The following is a 14,223-nucleotide window of genomic DNA, read 5'->3' as shown; positions in this document are numbered from 1 at the left end:
GGTCATCAGGCCTGTAGCTCAGACGCTTTCAAGGTGTCTGAGCTACGTTGGCCGGAGAATTTTGTGCTGATCAACGTAGACCCATCCTGTCCAGCAAAACAGGAAAAGTATACCGAACAGAAATGAACGTTGTAGTGGGTTTGTATGCGTCAGCGGTTTAGGCGACTCCTCCGTTCGAATGTGTAAATGCTTTCCCTGATTGGCTCCAAAAACCTGTACTACGTAGTAATTGACGTATTTATCGCCGAATGTAAGCGGACTGCTTTTCTGCAATTTTTTATGGTATTCGCTCGAGTTAATCAGTAACGTAACAGGCTGATTTAATCGAACATCCTGTTTCAGAAGGCGAATGTCATTGGTGTAATTTCGACGTCGTACAAAAAAATCAAAGCCGGGCCAGCGCTGAAGTCGAAACGTAAAACCGACCAATCGCCCTTTATTACGATTTTCTGATACGTAGCGTACAGTATCGGTTAGGGCGGTCAGTTGAACAGGCTGATGGGCGTCTTCTGAATTGTAGGCCAGAAAACCAAAGCCAATATTAGCCGCTACCAGCAAAGTTAATCCAACGATGGCCCAACGAAGCCGGTTGCGAACACGTAGCGTCATTACTTTCTTGAATGGGACAGCCTGACTGTGGTAATTAATTATGGCGTATAATTCGTTGTAATCCTCAAATTCATCGGCACGAATTTGAAACCAGTTGTCGGGTAAATAAACGATAAGTTCTCCGTTACGTACCAGATGCCCTGTAATGCTCGTATACGGATACTGATACGTTCGCTGTCCGATTTTTCTGATAGTAAAACTATCTGAATAGCAGGTAATGGAAACCGTTTGTTTTACAAATTCAATTACCAGCAACAGCCAGATAAACCCCATAGCCGTTTCGAAAATGAGCAATTGACCCCAATTAATGTAGGGTTTATTTTGAAGAGCCAGCCCAACCGGCAGAATAAGCGTGGTTATGAAGAGCATGAACACGCTTAGCCAACGCAGTTTCTGGAAGCCTGCTTTAACATTAAACGTATATGTTTGCTGATCAACCATCTCTTTAAACGTACTAGTAGTTAACTCCCAATAATCGCAATGGTTAACCGGCTGATACAAACAATTTTGTTGTTTTCATCGGTGATACGTATGTCCCATACGTGTGTAGTACGTCCTGTATGAATCGGCGTACAGCGACCATATACCCAACCGTCACGTATCGACCGAATGTGGTTAGCGTTGATTTCCAGCCCAACGGCGCGTTGTGTGTCAGGGTTGTCGAGCAACATCCATGATGCTACGCTGCCTAATGTTTCGGCCAGTACTACCGATGCACCGCCGTGCAAAATGCCAAATGGTTGTTGGGTTCGTTTATCGACAGGCATACGGGCTATCAGATAGCCTTCACCAGCTTCCATGAATTCGATACCAAGGTGTTTACCGATGGAGTCTGTGTGAATAAAATCAAGTGCATTCAGATCGAAATTCGCTTTCATAGTTGTAAAGGTAGGAGGGACTGTAGGTTAGAAATGGAATAAATGACAGAAAACTAATTATTTCCGTTATAGTTTTTCACTTCATGTTACTAGCTTCCAGCTACTGTAAAAACCATTGTTTTTGTGTAATTTTGCGCTTTAAAATCGGGAAAAATTGCCAATAGGCAAGCGAACAAGTTTGGGACAAAAGTTAATTTATCTAATTCGCCACGGCGAAACCGACTACAATCGTCGGGGCGTAGTACAGGGAAGTGGAGTTGATTCGGACTTAAACGAAATGGGTCGGGCGCAGGCGCTGGCTTTTTTTCAGGCGTATCAGCACGTGCCGTTCAACAAAATCTACATCTCAGGACTCAAACGGACGTATCAAACAGCAGAGTCCTTTATTGAGCTAGGATTGCCTTTCGAGAAACTTACTGGCCTCAATGAAATTAGCTGGGGTATTATGGAAGGTAAAGTTCCGGGCAACCTGGACAATGAATATTACAGAGACCTAATTGAAGGATGGGCATCGGGTAATACGGCAATGGCCACCGATGGCGGAGAAAGTCCCGAACAGGTTGTTGTCCGTCAGAAAGAAGCGTTTGCCGAAATCCTGTCACATCCGGAAGAAGAAACCATTCTGATTGCTATGCACGGCCGGGCCATACGAATTCTGCTTTGCTGGCTTACCAACCAGCCTCTGGCAATGATGGACCATTTCGAACACAGCAATCTGTGCCTTTATACGCTCCGATACAATTACGATACTCAGGTTTTTACGATTGAATCGAGCAACGATACGGCCCACCTGCTCTCGTTGGCTATGGCCTGATACTATTTAGAAAGGGAAGTGAAACGAACGAGCAGCAGTAGAACAATCAATTGTCACTACGCCGAGCGTTTGTTTTACTTCCCTTTCCTCCTTCTTGCGGCCCCATCCTTCATCCTTTTCTTCCATTAGTGTAGTATCTTGTTCTTCTGGATATCAATCTTGTATATTCGCCTACTGTCCGCTAGTGGGGGAATTACTAATAGGTATGTCGAAGCAGAAAATATATTGGTTTTGTCAATTTTTCGGGTGGTCGTTGCTGATTTTGGTCGACTACTCGGCTTATGTGCTTGAATTCGGATTCGAGCATGATACGTTGTATCTGGCCATAGCCAATATTTTTCTGGGTGTTACACTTACACATCTATACCGACTCATGATACGTCGGTGGAATTGGGTCCGGATGCATTTTTTTCAACTAGCTCCCCGCGTACTTTTCTCGGCCTTTGTTATGGCACTGGTTATGACAATGGTCAACTTGCCAATTGATCGACTGATTGTTCCGCAAACGCTGATGGACGAGCCCTGGCTCTTCATTGGCTACATTATGTCGTGGGGTAAAATTATGCTGGCTTGGGTATTGAGCTATACGGTTTACCACTACGTTGAAGAAAACCGGAATGCCGAAATCGAGCGTATTCTCCTGAAAACCAATATTCGAGAAACCGAAGCCAAAGTGCTACGTTCGCAACTGAATCCGCACTTTGTTTTCAACGCCCTGAACAGCATTCGCGCTCTGGTCTACGAAAATCCGACTAAAGCACAGCAGGGAATTACGCAACTCTCAAACCTGCTTCGAAATTCACTGCTTGCCGATCGACGCAAGACAGTCGAATTGCGGGAAGAAATCAAAACGGTAGAAGATTATCTTGCCCTTGAGAAAGTACGTTATGAAGATCGGCTAACATCGCATATCGACCTCGACGGCCGAACGTTATTCTGGCAGGTGCCGCCCATGATGCTCCAGACGCTTGTAGAAAATGCGATAAAACATGGCGTATCGACAGCTATAGGTGGAGGGTTTGTTGAAGTTCGATCAACCGTTGAGGCCGACAAATTGCATATACAGATTCGTAATACCGGTGTGCTGGGCGATAAAAAAGCGTCTGGCGGATTTGGGCTTGCTAATACGGCCCAACGGCTTGAGCTGTTGTATGGCCCGGAAGCGACGTTTGATATTTTTCAGGAAGAAAAGAGAGATAACCAATCGGGCGAAACACTTGATTTAAGCAAAGGTGGTCCGGTTGTCTGTGCTGAAATAACAATCCCTGCTCAATCGGAGGGTATATTCCGAAAAAAGGAGTTAGGTGTTAGTAGTGAACGATAAGGAATCCACGAAGCAATAACCTAACTAATTCGCGTTTATGTTCTCGCTACGTACCTTTATTCCCTTGCCCGCATAATATACACGTATGAAAACCATTATCATCGACGACGAGCGGCTGGCTCGTAATGAGTTACGTAGATTACTCGAAAACTTTCCTAAAATCCAGATTATAGGCGAAGCGGCTAATGCCGATGAAGCCTTGCCAATGATTGATGAACTTCAGCCTGAACTACTATTTCTCGACATTCAGATGCCGGGTAAAAACGGTTTCGAGCTATTACAGTCAATTGAAGGGAAAACGCCGGAGGTAATTTTTACAACTGCTTTCGATGAATATGCCATCAAGGCATTCGAATATAATGCGCTGGATTATCTGCTAAAGCCTGTTGAGTTAGCGCGCCTGTCAGAAGCGATACACAGGGTCGAAGAAGAACAGCACGTACCAGAAAATAATGGAACCGCATCAGGTTCGACAAGTAAAATTCTGGGCGAAAATGATCAGGTTTTCGTTAAAGATGGCGAAAAGTGCTGGTTTGTAAAATTAGGCAAAGTTCGCCTGTTCGAGTCGATGGGAAACTACGTTCGGCTTTATTTCGACGATCAGAAACCACTCGTTCTCAAGTCATTGAATGCACTGGAAGATCGGCTGAATCCTGCTACGTTCTTCCGAGCCAACCGCAAACACATCATCAATTTGCAATGGATTGAAAAGATTGAACCCTGGTTTAGCGGTGGTTTACTGGTAACGCTACGGGGTGGCGATAAAATCGAAATTAGCCGTCGGCAAGCCATTCGGTTTAAAGATTTGTTAAGTTTGTAATAACGAGTAAACAGGAAGGGGCGGAACGTAGTACAGAAATTGAGAAAATCCTCATACTCGTTGAGTTACTTCCTGTTTACGTATTCGGTTATTACGTCTCTTGCATGAAGTATTTTATTGCCGCTTTTCTTTTCAGCTCTGTCTATTTCTTTTCCGCCTGTCAGTCTACGCGTTCGGGGCCGCCTGCATTTGATCGGCAACAGTTTACGTTTGCTGGCGCAACACGATGCGACACTACCAGCAATACAGGCATATCGGTTTCGGTATCTTACGTATTATTAAAAGAGGATAGTGAGGGTGCTCGAAAAATTAATGACAGTCTCCATCTTCTAGCTGTAGGAAGTATCGTCAACTGGCTGGATAGCACTACAGTAGCACAAACTCCTGATGCTCGAACCAATCTGGATAAAGCTGCTGCATTATTTGCGACCGATTACGAAGAAGTCCGGAAGGATATGGGCGCGCTGAATGGTTGCTGGGAACTGGAAACAACGGCCGATACGCTTCATGTCAGTCCAAAAACGTTGACTGTAAAATTTGAAACCTACGCCTACACTGGCGGGGCACACCCGAATTCGAATCTGACTTATTATACATTTGATCGGGAAACAGGTCGTCGTCTTACGTTAACCGACATTGTTTCTGATACTACGGCCCTGCTTGGCGTAGTAGAAAAAGCATTTCGGAAACAGCAGTCAATACAACCCAAAGATAATCTGGAAGAACAGGGTTATTTTCTACACGAAGGGCGTTTCTTTCTGCCCGAAAATATTGGCCTTAACCAGAACGGTATGGTGTTTTATTATAACCCCTACGAGATTGCCGCCTACAGTGTCGGAGCTATTCAAATAACGGTTCCGTATGAACAACTCAATGGGATACTACATAACGACTGGTTATAACTCCTTTCTGATATGACCTACGACGAGTTTACAGCCTCGCTTTCTGCTACTAAGCCGCCAAGTGAATTGCACCCTGTGTTACAAGGGCTTTGGTATGATGCCAACGACAATTGGGAACAGGCTCACAACATTGCCCAAAGCCGGGAAGGTACGCAGCGGTACGACCGGCTTCATGCTTACTTACATCGCAAAGAAGGAGATCGTTTCAATGCTGGTTACTGGTATCGTCGGGCGGGTGCTCCGTTTTTCGATGGAACATTGCAAGAAGAGTGGACTGTGCTGGTCAAACAGGAATTAACCGCTTAAGAAACAGTAGCTTTAGTTTGTATAGCCATAAAAAAGCCGCATCCTTTCGGACGCGGCCTCGTCTGTCGATGAATAAGTAATATTTTTATTCGGTTACCTCGGCTGGTGTCAGCACGTCACTCACATCGGTGAGAGGTAATCCGAAAGCGTCAGCAACTCCTTTGTAAACAACTTTTCCTTCCACAACATTCAGCCCAAGCTTCAGATCGCCGTTATCGCGGCAAGCCTGTTGCCAGCCTTTGTTGGCTAATTGTAACGCATAGGGCAACGTAGCGTTTGTTAGAGCTACAGTACTTGTATAGGGTACAGCACCCGGCATGTTGGCTACGCAGTAATGTACTACGTCGTCGATGATGTAAGTCGGATTTTCGTGGGTGGTTGGGTGGCAGGTTTCAATACAACCGCCCTGATCAACAGCTACGTCGACGAGTACCGTACCGGCACGCATCATCTTCAGCATTTCACGGGTGATGAGGTGCGGAGCTTTGGCTCCGGGAATCAGCACCGCACCGATGATCAGATCACAGACTTTAATCATCTCCCGAATATTGTATTCGTTCGACATCATCGTCTGGACGTTCGGTGGCATAATATCAGACAGGTAACGTAGTCGAGCCAGACTCACGTCCATAATTGTTACGTGTGCCCCCAGGCCAGCCGCCATCTTAGCCGCCTGTGTGCCAACAATTCCACCGCCCAGAATCAATACGTTGGCAGGTTTAACACCCGGCACACCGCCGAGCAGAATGCCACGTCCTTTCAGGGGTTTTTCGAGATACTTGGCTCCTTCCTGAACCGCCATCCGCCCCGCAACTTCCGACATTGGTACCAATAAAGGCAAACTACGGTCGGGACGTTCAACGGTTTCGTAGGCTAAACAAACAGCCCCTTTTGTCAGCATTGCCTGTGTCAGTTCTTCTGACGAAGCAAAGTGAAAATAAGTAAACAGTAACTGGTTCTCCTTAATCAGGTCATACTCAGAAGCAATTGGCTCCTTAACCTTCATAATCATTTCGGCAATGCCATATACCTCCTCAATGGTAGGTAGCATAATAGCACCAGCATTTATGTATCCTTCGTCTTCAAATCCACTGCCTTCGCCGGCGTTGACCTGTACATAAACTGTATGGCCATGCTTGCGAAGTTCCGTAACGCCTGCTGGTGTCAGTGCTACACGGTTCTCATTGTTTTTGATTTCTTTAGGAACACCAATAACCATATTATCTGGATGCCGTTGTGTGAGCGAGCAATTAATACTACAAAGCTATATGGCTGGTAATTGTTTTCTAACAGATAACTTTTTTTTAGGAAATTTAAATACAATTCGTCACCTTGATAGGAAATAATTCTTTTGAGTACCTTCCAGCAAACGTATTACCGTAAAAATGCCGCTATGGAGTCCGTTGACAGTACCGACCGTAAAATATTAAATGCGCTTCAGCAAAATGCCCAGCTCACCATTCAGGAAATCGGTAAGCTGATAAATTTATCGAAAACGCCTGTTCATGAACGTATCAAGCGCCTTGAACGAGAAGGTGTTATTGAACGTTACGTAACGATTGTAAATCGAAAAAAGACCGGGCATCAATTAATGGTTTATTGTCAGGTTACCCTCGACCGACAAACTCGTGATACGTTCACTACGTTTGATGAATCTGTCCGACACTTGCCCGAAGTGCTGGAATGTAATCGAGTGTCAGGTACGTTCGATTATTTGCTTAAAGTGATAAGCGCCGATATGGAAACTTACAATCGGTTTTATCAGGAAAGGCTGTCGGTATTGCCCGGTGCTATGCATATTAATAGCTTTTTTGTGATGTCTGAAGTGAAAAACTCAACTATAGTCCCTCTGTAAATCATTAAATTGTGAACGAGGTGGGGTGAGTTTACAGAGCTAGTTGAGACGAATTCAGGATGGTTTGTGTTCAGAAAACATACTACAATAATGCTCATTATGGAAGTCGAAATATGGAGTGACGTAATGTGCCCATTCTGCTACATTGGCAAGCGTAAATTTGAAGCAGGGCTGGCGCAGTTTGCGAATAAAAAGGATGTAAACATTGTCTGGAAAAGCTTTCAGCTTAATCCGGCAATGAAAACAGAGCCGAATAAGAGTATCAATCAGTATCTGGCCGAAGTGAAAGGCTGGAGTCTGGAACAGGCCACCCAGATGAATGACCGCGTAACGGATATGGCGCGCGAAGTGGGGCTGGATTATCATTTCGACCGGGCTATTGTAGCTAACTCATTCGATGCGCATCGGATGGTGCAACTGGCAAAAAAACATGGACTGGGTGATGCGGCCGAAGAACGCCTGTTTCGGGCCTACTTCACAGAAGGCAAAAATACCGCCGATCATGCTACGTTGCTTGAATTAGGTACTGATGTTGGCATCGATGCAGATGAACTAAGCAAAGTTCTGGCGTCGGATAACTACAGTGATGCTGTTCGGCATGACATTTACGAAGCACAGCAATTAGGGGTTCGGGGTGTTCCTTTTTTTGTAATTAATCGAAAATATGCAGTTTCAGGTGCGCAGGCTCCCGAAACGTTTCAGGGGGCACTGGAAACCGCCTGGGCTGAGTGGCAGCAACAAAATGCACCATTGGTGACTGTGAATGAAGATGATGCTACGTGTACACCCGAAGATGGTTGCGTATTGCCTGAGAATAAATAAGTTAGAAGCGTGTGATTTGCGAAGGCCAGTAGTTGAACTACTGGCCTTCGCTGTTTAATAGCCTATGCGTTCAACATTTCTATATAATACATGTAAGAGTCGAAATGATTGATTTTCAGGGGAAGGTGGATATGTATGTCTAAAAATAGATGTGAAATAGAGTAACATCGGCTGTGGTTCGGGTTTTTATTACGTTTACATTCACCCCTTTACGCTCATGAAATTCGGTCTATTCCTTTTGGCTAACGTAGCAACTGCCTTTACGCTTCAGGCCCAGACGTGGCAAGCCGTAACCACCCAAAATTCCTGCTCAGCCCGTCATGAAAATGCTGCTACGTTAATTGGCGATAGTATGTACGCTGTGGGTGGGCGGGGAGAGAGGCCGCTTGACGCGCTCAACCTGAAAACGTTAGCCTGGAAAGCGTTGCCAGCACCGCCTGTTGAAATGAATCATTTTCAGGCTATTACGTATAATGGAGAGCTATACGTAATGGGTGCGTTTCAGGGAAAATATCCGCACGAAACACCGATTCCAAATATCTATATCTACAGCCCTAAACAGGGTAAATGGCGCATAGGCCCCGAAATACCGAAGGAGCGGCTACGTGGTTCAGCAGGAGTTGTGGTGTATAAAGACAAAATTTATATGGCCTGCGGCATCATCGACGGGCACTATGACGGACACGTAGCGTGGCTCGATGAGTATGATCCTAAAACCAATACGTGGAAACGGCTGGCCGATGCTCCCCGCACCCGTGATCATATCAGTGCCGCTGTTGTTGATGATAAATTGTATCTGGCTGGCGGACGTAATTCAACGGCACGTATCAACAAAGTGCTGGAAACGACCATTGCCGAAGTGGATGTTTACGATTTTAAAACGGGTAAGTGGACAACCCTGCCTGCTACGTCCAACATCCCGACTCAACGTGCTGGTGCTACGGCTGTTACGCAGGGTGGTAAAGTCTGGATTATTGGTGGTGAAACGACACAGTTACTGGCTCACAACGAAGCCGAAGCACTTGACCCCAAAACCAATCGCTGGATAGCAGGCCCCAAGATGTTACAGGGGCGTCATGGCACCCAGGCCGTTGTTTATCAGGGCAAAATATATATTGTAGCAGGTTCTGCCAATCACGGCGGAGGGCCAGAAATCAACACCGTTGAAGTAATGAAATAAAGTGTTGTAGTTTAGGCAAAAGTGATTTCGCTACTTGTCCCTTCCAATACGTAGCAAAATCACTTTTCGGAAATTGGTCTTATTTTGCGTCCTCGAATCAATTTGAATTATGCTAAACCTTGGTTTTGTCTCGGCAATTCTGGCCGATTACGATCTGAATGGTGTTCTGAAATTTGCGTCGGAGCACAAATTCAAATGTGTTGAAGTCATGTGCTGGCCTTCCGACAATGCGGACGCTCGTCGATATGCTGGCGTTACACACATTGATGTCGATAATCTCTCCGTTGATCAGATACACAAACTGACCCGATTGTATCACGTAAACATATCGGGATTAGGTTATTATCCGAATCCGCTCGATCCAAACCCCGAACAGGCCGAGTTTTATAGGGAGCATATAAAAAAGATAATTCGGGCAGCAGCTAAACTTGGTATTCCGGTTGTCAATACGTTCATAGGTCGTAATCCGTCGCTGAGTATAAAAGATAATTTGAAACTGTATGCCGAACACTGGCCTGCCATTGTGAAAGTTGCAGAAGAGAATAATGTAAAAATCGGTATCGAAAACTGCCCCATGTGGTTTACCGATGATGAATGGCCCGGTGGCAAAAATCTGGCAACAACGCCTGCTATCTGGGACCGAATGTTCGAAATTATTCCCTCGCGGGCTTTGGGCCTTAATTATGATCCGAGCCATCTGATCTGGCAGATGATGGACGAGATAAAACCGATTTACCAGTACCGCGAACGATTGCACCACATCCATCTGAAAGATGTGAAACTGTATAAAGACAAACTCGACCGGGTAGGTATTATGGCCAATCCGCTGGAGTTTCATTCGCCTAAACTTCCGGGTCTGGGCGATGTACGCTGGCGCGATTTCTTCGCAGCTCTGACCGATGTACGTTATCGCGGCCCAGTTTGCATTGAGGTGGAAGATAAGGCATTCGAAGGAAGTCCGGAGGATGTGCAAAATGCTATTCTGACAGCTCGAAATTACCTGAGTCAGTTTTTGGTGCTGTAACATGATCGAAAAACTGAACCGGCTCGACACCGACCTGTTTTTGTGGCTCAATGGTAAATACCTGCCCTGGCTTGACCCTATCATGGTCGGGATTACGGAGCGTAATACCTGGATTCCGTTCTACGTACTATTGGTTGGCTGGTTGATTTATAAGTATCGCAAACAGGCAATAGGGCTATTGCTGACGATTATTGCATCTGTGGCCATGGGCGATCAGATTACATCGTCTATACTGAAGCCACTCACGCACCGACTCAGGCCCTGTCATGAATTTTCGTTGCAACAACTCATTCATCCGGTGGTTGAATGTGGCGGTCAATACGGGTTTGCTTCGTCACATGCTGCCACTACGTTTGCGCTTGCAGCCAGTTTATGGTTTTTATTAGGCCGGCTGCATTCATGGCTGCGCTGGACCTTTTTATGGGCCGCTGTTGTGTCATACAGCCGGATATACGTAGCGGCACATTATCCGCTCGACGTACTGGCAGGAACGGGAGTGGGTATTCTTTCGGCATGGCTATGCGTTGGTATTTACCGAAATATCCGGGAACGGTTTCAGACCTCTGGTAACATCTGGTAAAGAAACTTGGGTAACTCCGAGCAACTGGCTTATTTTTTCCTTACCTTTGCGGAAAATTTGTCTGGTAACATGGCTTCGTTTAATCCGGTTAAGATTTTTTCGGGTAGTCAATCAACTTATTTGGCCGAAAAAATTGCTCATTACTACGGCAAAGACTTAGGTGGTTACACGTGCCGTCGATTCAGCGATGGTGAAATGTCGCCTAGTTTTGAAGAATCGGTACGTGGTTGCGACGTTTTTCTGATTCAGTCGACACCTCCTCCTGGCGACAATTTAATGGAGTTGCTGCTGATGGTCGATGCCGCACGGCGTGCGTCGGCTCACTACGTAACGGTAGTAATTCCTTATTTCGGTTACGCTCGTCAGGATCGGAAAGATAAACCTCGTGTGGCTATTGCTGCTAAGTTAGTAGCCAATATGCTTGAAGCATCAGGTGCCGATCGGTTGATGACTATCGATTTACATGCTGGTCAGATTCAGGGATTTTTCGATTTTCCGGTCGATCATCTGGAAGGAACGTCGGTTTTTGTTCCCTATATCAAGAGTCTGAATCTGGAAAATCTGGTGATTGCTTCGCCCGACGTGGGCGGTGCTAATCGGGCCCGCACATTTGCCAAGCATTTCAATGCCGATATTGTGTTGTGTGACAAGCACCGCAAACGGGCAAATGAAATTGCGTCGATGCAAGTGATTGGCGACGTGGAAGGGGCTAACGTAGTACTTGTTGATGATTTGATCGATACAGGTGGCACGATGGCAAAAGCGGCTCAGATTATTCTCGACAAAGGTGCCCAGTCGGTACGGGCAGTGTGTACGCACCCGGTTATGTCGGGTAAGGCGCACGAAAATATTGGCAATTCTGTACTAGAAGAGCTGGTTGTTGCCGATACGTTGCCGATGAGACAGGCCAACGACAAAATCAGGGTACTTTCGGTGGCTGAATTATTTGCCAAAGCCATCGGCCGTATCCGCGATCATGAATCTATTAGTTCATTGTTTATAAAAAACTAAAGAGCGACAGAGTGAAAGAGTGAACGAGCGAAAGACAACAAGGTCAGCCTCTTTTTCACTCTGACGCTCATTCGCTCTTTCATTCTTTAAATTTTGTTATCATGAAAAAAATCGAGATTGTAGGGTATCAACGAGCGAATCTCGGCCGCACGGAATCACAGGCGATTCGGGCCGAGGGCAATATCCCCTGTGTATTGTATGGTGGTGAAGATCAGGTTCATTTTTATGCTCCTGCCATTCTGTTCCGTGAATTGATTTATACGCCTAATGTGTATGAAGTAAATCTGAACATTGAAGGTGCAGAATATCGGGCTATTCTTCAAGAGTCTCAGTTCCACCCAGTTAGTGATGCGTTACTACACGCTGACTTCCTGTTGGTGACTGATGATAAGCCTGTTAAATTAGCTGTTCCTGTTCGTTTGGTTGGTTCGGCTCCGGGTGTTCAGAAAGGTGGTAAACTGGTTACACGCGTTCGGAAACTGCGTGTAAAAGGAACCATCAACAATATTCCTGATTTTATCGATGTTGACGTATCAGGTCTTGATCTTGGTAAGTCGGTACGGGTTGGTCAGATTCCAGTAGCAAACATCGAAATGTTGGAGCAGGCGTCAAATCCAGTAGCCAGCATCGAAATCCCACGGGCACTACGTGGTCAGGTTTCTGCCAAGTAATTCCTAATACACTAATAGATATAAAAAAGCCGCTTATGAAAATGAGCGGCTTTTTTATTGGTATGAGCTAAACGTATTGCTTCTACTGAAGTTTGCGACAAACAGCAAAACGTGGTAAAATTCAGTTGCGAAGTGAGCGCTTGATACGTAGCAATTCATACATCTTTTTTGGCAATTCATACACAAGAATTACCAATCTATGGTAGGCTGGCACGGCTATACGAGCAGGTTTCATTAACTTGACCTATCGCTTATGACCTACTTTTTGCTGAAACGGCCTTCTTTTTTTAGTACCTATGAGTGGTGGTATCATCTGCTGATGATGCCCGTGCTGTTTCCGCTGGGTAATTATTACTTTGTTGGCCTTCGCTATTTCTCCGATCCACTTGTATTTCTTAGCGGAACGGTCACCGTATTTTTTCTTTACTGGTTGTCGATTGTAACCCTGACTGTTGCCGTTCGTTGGGTTATTGCCCGTTTTCCTGATGTTCGACAGGCCTTGCAACGAACCCTTGTGATGCTGATTTTAGTGGGTGGACTAACGGTAGTGCTGGCTATTTTCGATGTATGGGTTTATAGTATCGTGCCCAGCACAGGCGTTCGATTCAGTTGGAAAGCGGTTCGACCCATCTGGATACTCGGGTTGCTGTTCGATCTCTTTTTGTGCATTGCCTTAAGTATGTTTTACACATACTCGCAGTGGAAAAAGCATATAACCGAAAACGAACAGTTGAAACGAATGGCGCTTCAACACCAGTTCGACCGATTGAAAGGGCAACTCAATCCGCATTTTCTGTTCAACAGTTTGAACTCGCTTTCGTCGCTTATCAGTGAAGATGCCGAAAAGGCAGAACGCTTTGTCGATGATCTGGCAAAAGTGTACCGATATATGCTTCAGGCAGGAAAGAATCCAATTGGAGCTGGTGAGCTGGTTTCGCTCCAGGCCGAAATGGATTTTATTGCCATTTATATCAGTCTGCTTCGAATAAGGTATGGCGAAAGCCTTCAGGTCGAATACCGAATCGATGAGTTGTTTAAAGGCTATAACCTGCCTCCACTTAGTTTACAAATACTAATCGACAATGCGATCAAGCATAACATTATGATGGCCGACAAGCCACTTTCGATTTCGATACGGACAACCGCTTTTGGTCAGTTACGGGTTGAAAATAATCTGCAACGAAAAACGCTACGTGTTGAAACCCGTCAATCCGAACTATCGAATCTGACAGCCAAATACCAGTTATTAAGCAACGAGCCGGTAGCTATTCAGGAAACTCAGACCCGGTTTGTTGTTACGTTGCCTTTATTTCAGACAATCTCAGGAAATGGTTTGTAGCGCTTCAATCCATTATTCACAACTCAACTATTGTTTTTGGCAGAAGGAGTAGTCCAAACCGCATTTCGAACACGAATGAGGTGCAATT

At 45.5% G+C, this 14,223-nt stretch carries 16 protein-coding genes; 13 read left to right on the top strand and 3 right to left on the bottom strand.

What is annotated here, in order from left to right:
• Window positions 1-42 precede the first annotated feature (42 nt).
• Window positions 43-978 carry a hypothetical protein gene (locus tag ACYVD4_RS19310; RefSeq protein ID WP_460948588.1) on the bottom strand — a complete coding sequence of 312 codons (936 nt, stop codon included), beginning with the start codon at window positions 976-978 and terminating at the stop codon, window positions 43-45.
• 92 nt (window positions 979-1,070) lie between these two features.
• Window positions 1,071-1,487, bottom strand: coding sequence for a hotdog fold thioesterase (locus ACYVD4_RS19305; RefSeq protein ID WP_460948587.1), 417 nt, complete (start codon window positions 1,485-1,487; stop codon window positions 1,071-1,073).
• A gap of 178 nt (window positions 1,488-1,665) precedes the next feature.
• Between ACYVD4_RS19305 and ACYVD4_RS19300 the strand changes: the two genes are divergently transcribed.
• The 5 genes from ACYVD4_RS19300 (at window position 1,666) to ACYVD4_RS19280 (ending at window position 5,653) form a co-directional block, all read left to right on the top strand.
• A complete protein-coding gene (locus ACYVD4_RS19300; protein ID WP_460948586.1) occupies window positions 1,666-2,301 on the top strand; it encodes a histidine phosphatase family protein in 636 nt (211 codons plus the stop codon).
• A gap of 205 nt (window positions 2,302-2,506) precedes the next feature.
• Window positions 2,507-3,625, top strand: a complete 1,119-nt coding sequence (locus ACYVD4_RS19295; RefSeq protein ID WP_460948585.1) for a sensor histidine kinase — start codon at window positions 2,507-2,509, stop codon at window positions 3,623-3,625.
• An 85-nt stretch (window positions 3,626-3,710) separates the two neighbouring features.
• Window positions 3,711-4,445 (top strand): LytR/AlgR family response regulator transcription factor, encoded by a 735-nt coding sequence (locus ACYVD4_RS19290; RefSeq protein WP_460948584.1) that lies wholly within the window; start codon window positions 3,711-3,713, stop codon window positions 4,443-4,445.
• A 104-nt stretch (window positions 4,446-4,549) separates the two neighbouring features.
• Entirely contained in the window at window positions 4,550-5,347 is a 798-nt protein-coding gene (locus tag ACYVD4_RS19285; RefSeq protein WP_460948583.1) for a DUF3298 and DUF4163 domain-containing protein, read from the top strand.
• A gap of 12 nt (window positions 5,348-5,359) precedes the next feature.
• Window positions 5,360-5,653: a hypothetical protein gene (locus tag ACYVD4_RS19280; protein WP_460948582.1), complete on the top strand. Its 294-nt coding sequence runs from the start codon at window positions 5,360-5,362 to the stop codon at window positions 5,651-5,653.
• Window positions 5,654-5,738: 85 nt separating this feature from the next.
• On the opposite strand, the gene ald is transcribed toward ACYVD4_RS19280, so the two are convergent.
• Window positions 5,739-6,872: an alanine dehydrogenase gene (ald, locus tag ACYVD4_RS19275; RefSeq protein WP_460948581.1), complete on the bottom strand. Its 1,134-nt coding sequence runs from the start codon at window positions 6,870-6,872 to the stop codon at window positions 5,739-5,741.
• Window positions 6,873-7,046: 174 nt separating this feature from the next.
• Between ald and ACYVD4_RS19270 the strand changes: the two genes are divergently transcribed.
• The 8 genes from ACYVD4_RS19270 to ACYVD4_RS19235 all read left to right on the top strand — a co-directional run bounded on the left by ACYVD4_RS19270 (window position 7,047) and on the right by ACYVD4_RS19235 (window position 14,135).
• Window positions 7,047-7,508 carry an Lrp/AsnC family transcriptional regulator gene (locus tag ACYVD4_RS19270; RefSeq protein WP_460948580.1) on the top strand — a complete coding sequence of 154 codons (462 nt, stop codon included), beginning with the start codon at window positions 7,047-7,049 and terminating at the stop codon, window positions 7,506-7,508.
• Window positions 7,509-7,607: 99 nt separating this feature from the next.
• Window positions 7,608-8,330, top strand: a complete 723-nt coding sequence (locus tag ACYVD4_RS19265) for a DsbA family oxidoreductase (protein ID WP_460948579.1) — start codon at window positions 7,608-7,610, stop codon at window positions 8,328-8,330.
• Between the two features lie 217 nt (window positions 8,331-8,547).
• The gene (locus ACYVD4_RS19260) at window positions 8,548-9,510 is read left to right on the top strand and encodes a Kelch repeat-containing protein (protein ID WP_460948578.1); all 963 of its coding nucleotides are present in this window, start codon (window positions 8,548-8,550) and stop codon (window positions 9,508-9,510) included.
• 109 nt (window positions 9,511-9,619) lie between these two features.
• A complete protein-coding gene (locus tag ACYVD4_RS19255; RefSeq protein ID WP_460948577.1) occupies window positions 9,620-10,534 on the top strand; it encodes a sugar phosphate isomerase/epimerase family protein in 915 nt (304 codons plus the stop codon).
• Between the two features lies 1 nt (window position 10,535).
• Window positions 10,536-11,114, top strand: coding sequence for a phosphatase PAP2 family protein (locus tag ACYVD4_RS19250; protein WP_460948576.1), 579 nt, complete (start codon window positions 10,536-10,538; stop codon window positions 11,112-11,114).
• Window positions 11,115-11,183: 69 nt separating this feature from the next.
• A complete protein-coding gene (locus ACYVD4_RS19245) occupies window positions 11,184-12,125 on the top strand; it encodes a ribose-phosphate pyrophosphokinase (protein ID WP_460948575.1) in 942 nt (313 codons plus the stop codon).
• A 101-nt stretch (window positions 12,126-12,226) separates the two neighbouring features.
• On the top strand, window positions 12,227-12,796 hold the full coding sequence (locus ACYVD4_RS19240) for a 50S ribosomal protein L25/general stress protein Ctc (RefSeq protein ID WP_460948574.1): 570 nt from the start codon (window positions 12,227-12,229) through the stop codon (window positions 12,794-12,796).
• Window positions 12,797-13,049: 253 nt separating this feature from the next.
• A complete protein-coding gene (locus ACYVD4_RS19235; RefSeq protein ID WP_460948573.1) occupies window positions 13,050-14,135 on the top strand; it encodes a sensor histidine kinase in 1,086 nt (361 codons plus the stop codon).
• Window positions 14,136-14,223: the final 88 nt, after the last annotated feature.

This window comes from Spirosoma daeguense (assembly GCF_054776875.1).
This window is presented reverse-complemented; position numbering and strand designations above follow the sequence as displayed.

What these genes read in the sequence shown, in the direction of transcription:
- ACYVD4_RS19290 (WP_460948584.1), top strand. Translation starts at nt 3,711, where the DNA reads ATGAAAACCATTATCATCGACGACGAGCGGCTGGCTCGTAATGAGTTA.
- ACYVD4_RS19250 (WP_460948576.1), top strand. Translation starts at nt 10,536, where the DNA reads ATGATCGAAAAACTGAACCGGCTCGACACCGACCTGTTTTTGTGGCTC.
- ACYVD4_RS19310 (WP_460948588.1), bottom strand. Translation starts at nt 978, where the DNA reads ATGCTCTTCATAACCACGCTTATTCTGCCGGTTGGGCTGGCTCTTCAA.
- ACYVD4_RS19285 (WP_460948583.1), top strand. Translation starts at nt 4,550, where the DNA reads ATGAAGTATTTTATTGCCGCTTTTCTTTTCAGCTCTGTCTATTTCTTT.
- ACYVD4_RS19270 (WP_460948580.1), top strand. Translation starts at nt 7,047, where the DNA reads ATGGAGTCCGTTGACAGTACCGACCGTAAAATATTAAATGCGCTTCAG.
- ACYVD4_RS19295 (WP_460948585.1), top strand. Translation starts at nt 2,507, where the DNA reads ATGTCGAAGCAGAAAATATATTGGTTTTGTCAATTTTTCGGGTGGTCG.
- ACYVD4_RS19255 (WP_460948577.1), top strand. Translation starts at nt 9,620, where the DNA reads ATGCTAAACCTTGGTTTTGTCTCGGCAATTCTGGCCGATTACGATCTG.
- ACYVD4_RS19265 (WP_460948579.1), top strand. Translation starts at nt 7,608, where the DNA reads ATGGAAGTCGAAATATGGAGTGACGTAATGTGCCCATTCTGCTACATT.
- ald (WP_460948581.1), bottom strand. Translation starts at nt 6,872, where the DNA reads ATGGTTATTGGTGTTCCTAAAGAAATCAAAAACAATGAGAACCGTGTA.
- ACYVD4_RS19305 (WP_460948587.1), bottom strand. Translation starts at nt 1,487, where the DNA reads ATGAAAGCGAATTTCGATCTGAATGCACTTGATTTTATTCACACAGAC.
- ACYVD4_RS19245 (WP_460948575.1), top strand. Translation starts at nt 11,184, where the DNA reads ATGGCTTCGTTTAATCCGGTTAAGATTTTTTCGGGTAGTCAATCAACT.
- ACYVD4_RS19240 (WP_460948574.1), top strand. Translation starts at nt 12,227, where the DNA reads ATGAAAAAAATCGAGATTGTAGGGTATCAACGAGCGAATCTCGGCCGC.
- ACYVD4_RS19235 (WP_460948573.1), top strand. Translation starts at nt 13,050, where the DNA reads ATGACCTACTTTTTGCTGAAACGGCCTTCTTTTTTTAGTACCTATGAG.
- ACYVD4_RS19260 (WP_460948578.1), top strand. Translation starts at nt 8,548, where the DNA reads ATGAAATTCGGTCTATTCCTTTTGGCTAACGTAGCAACTGCCTTTACG.
- ACYVD4_RS19280 (WP_460948582.1), top strand. Translation starts at nt 5,360, where the DNA reads ATGACCTACGACGAGTTTACAGCCTCGCTTTCTGCTACTAAGCCGCCA.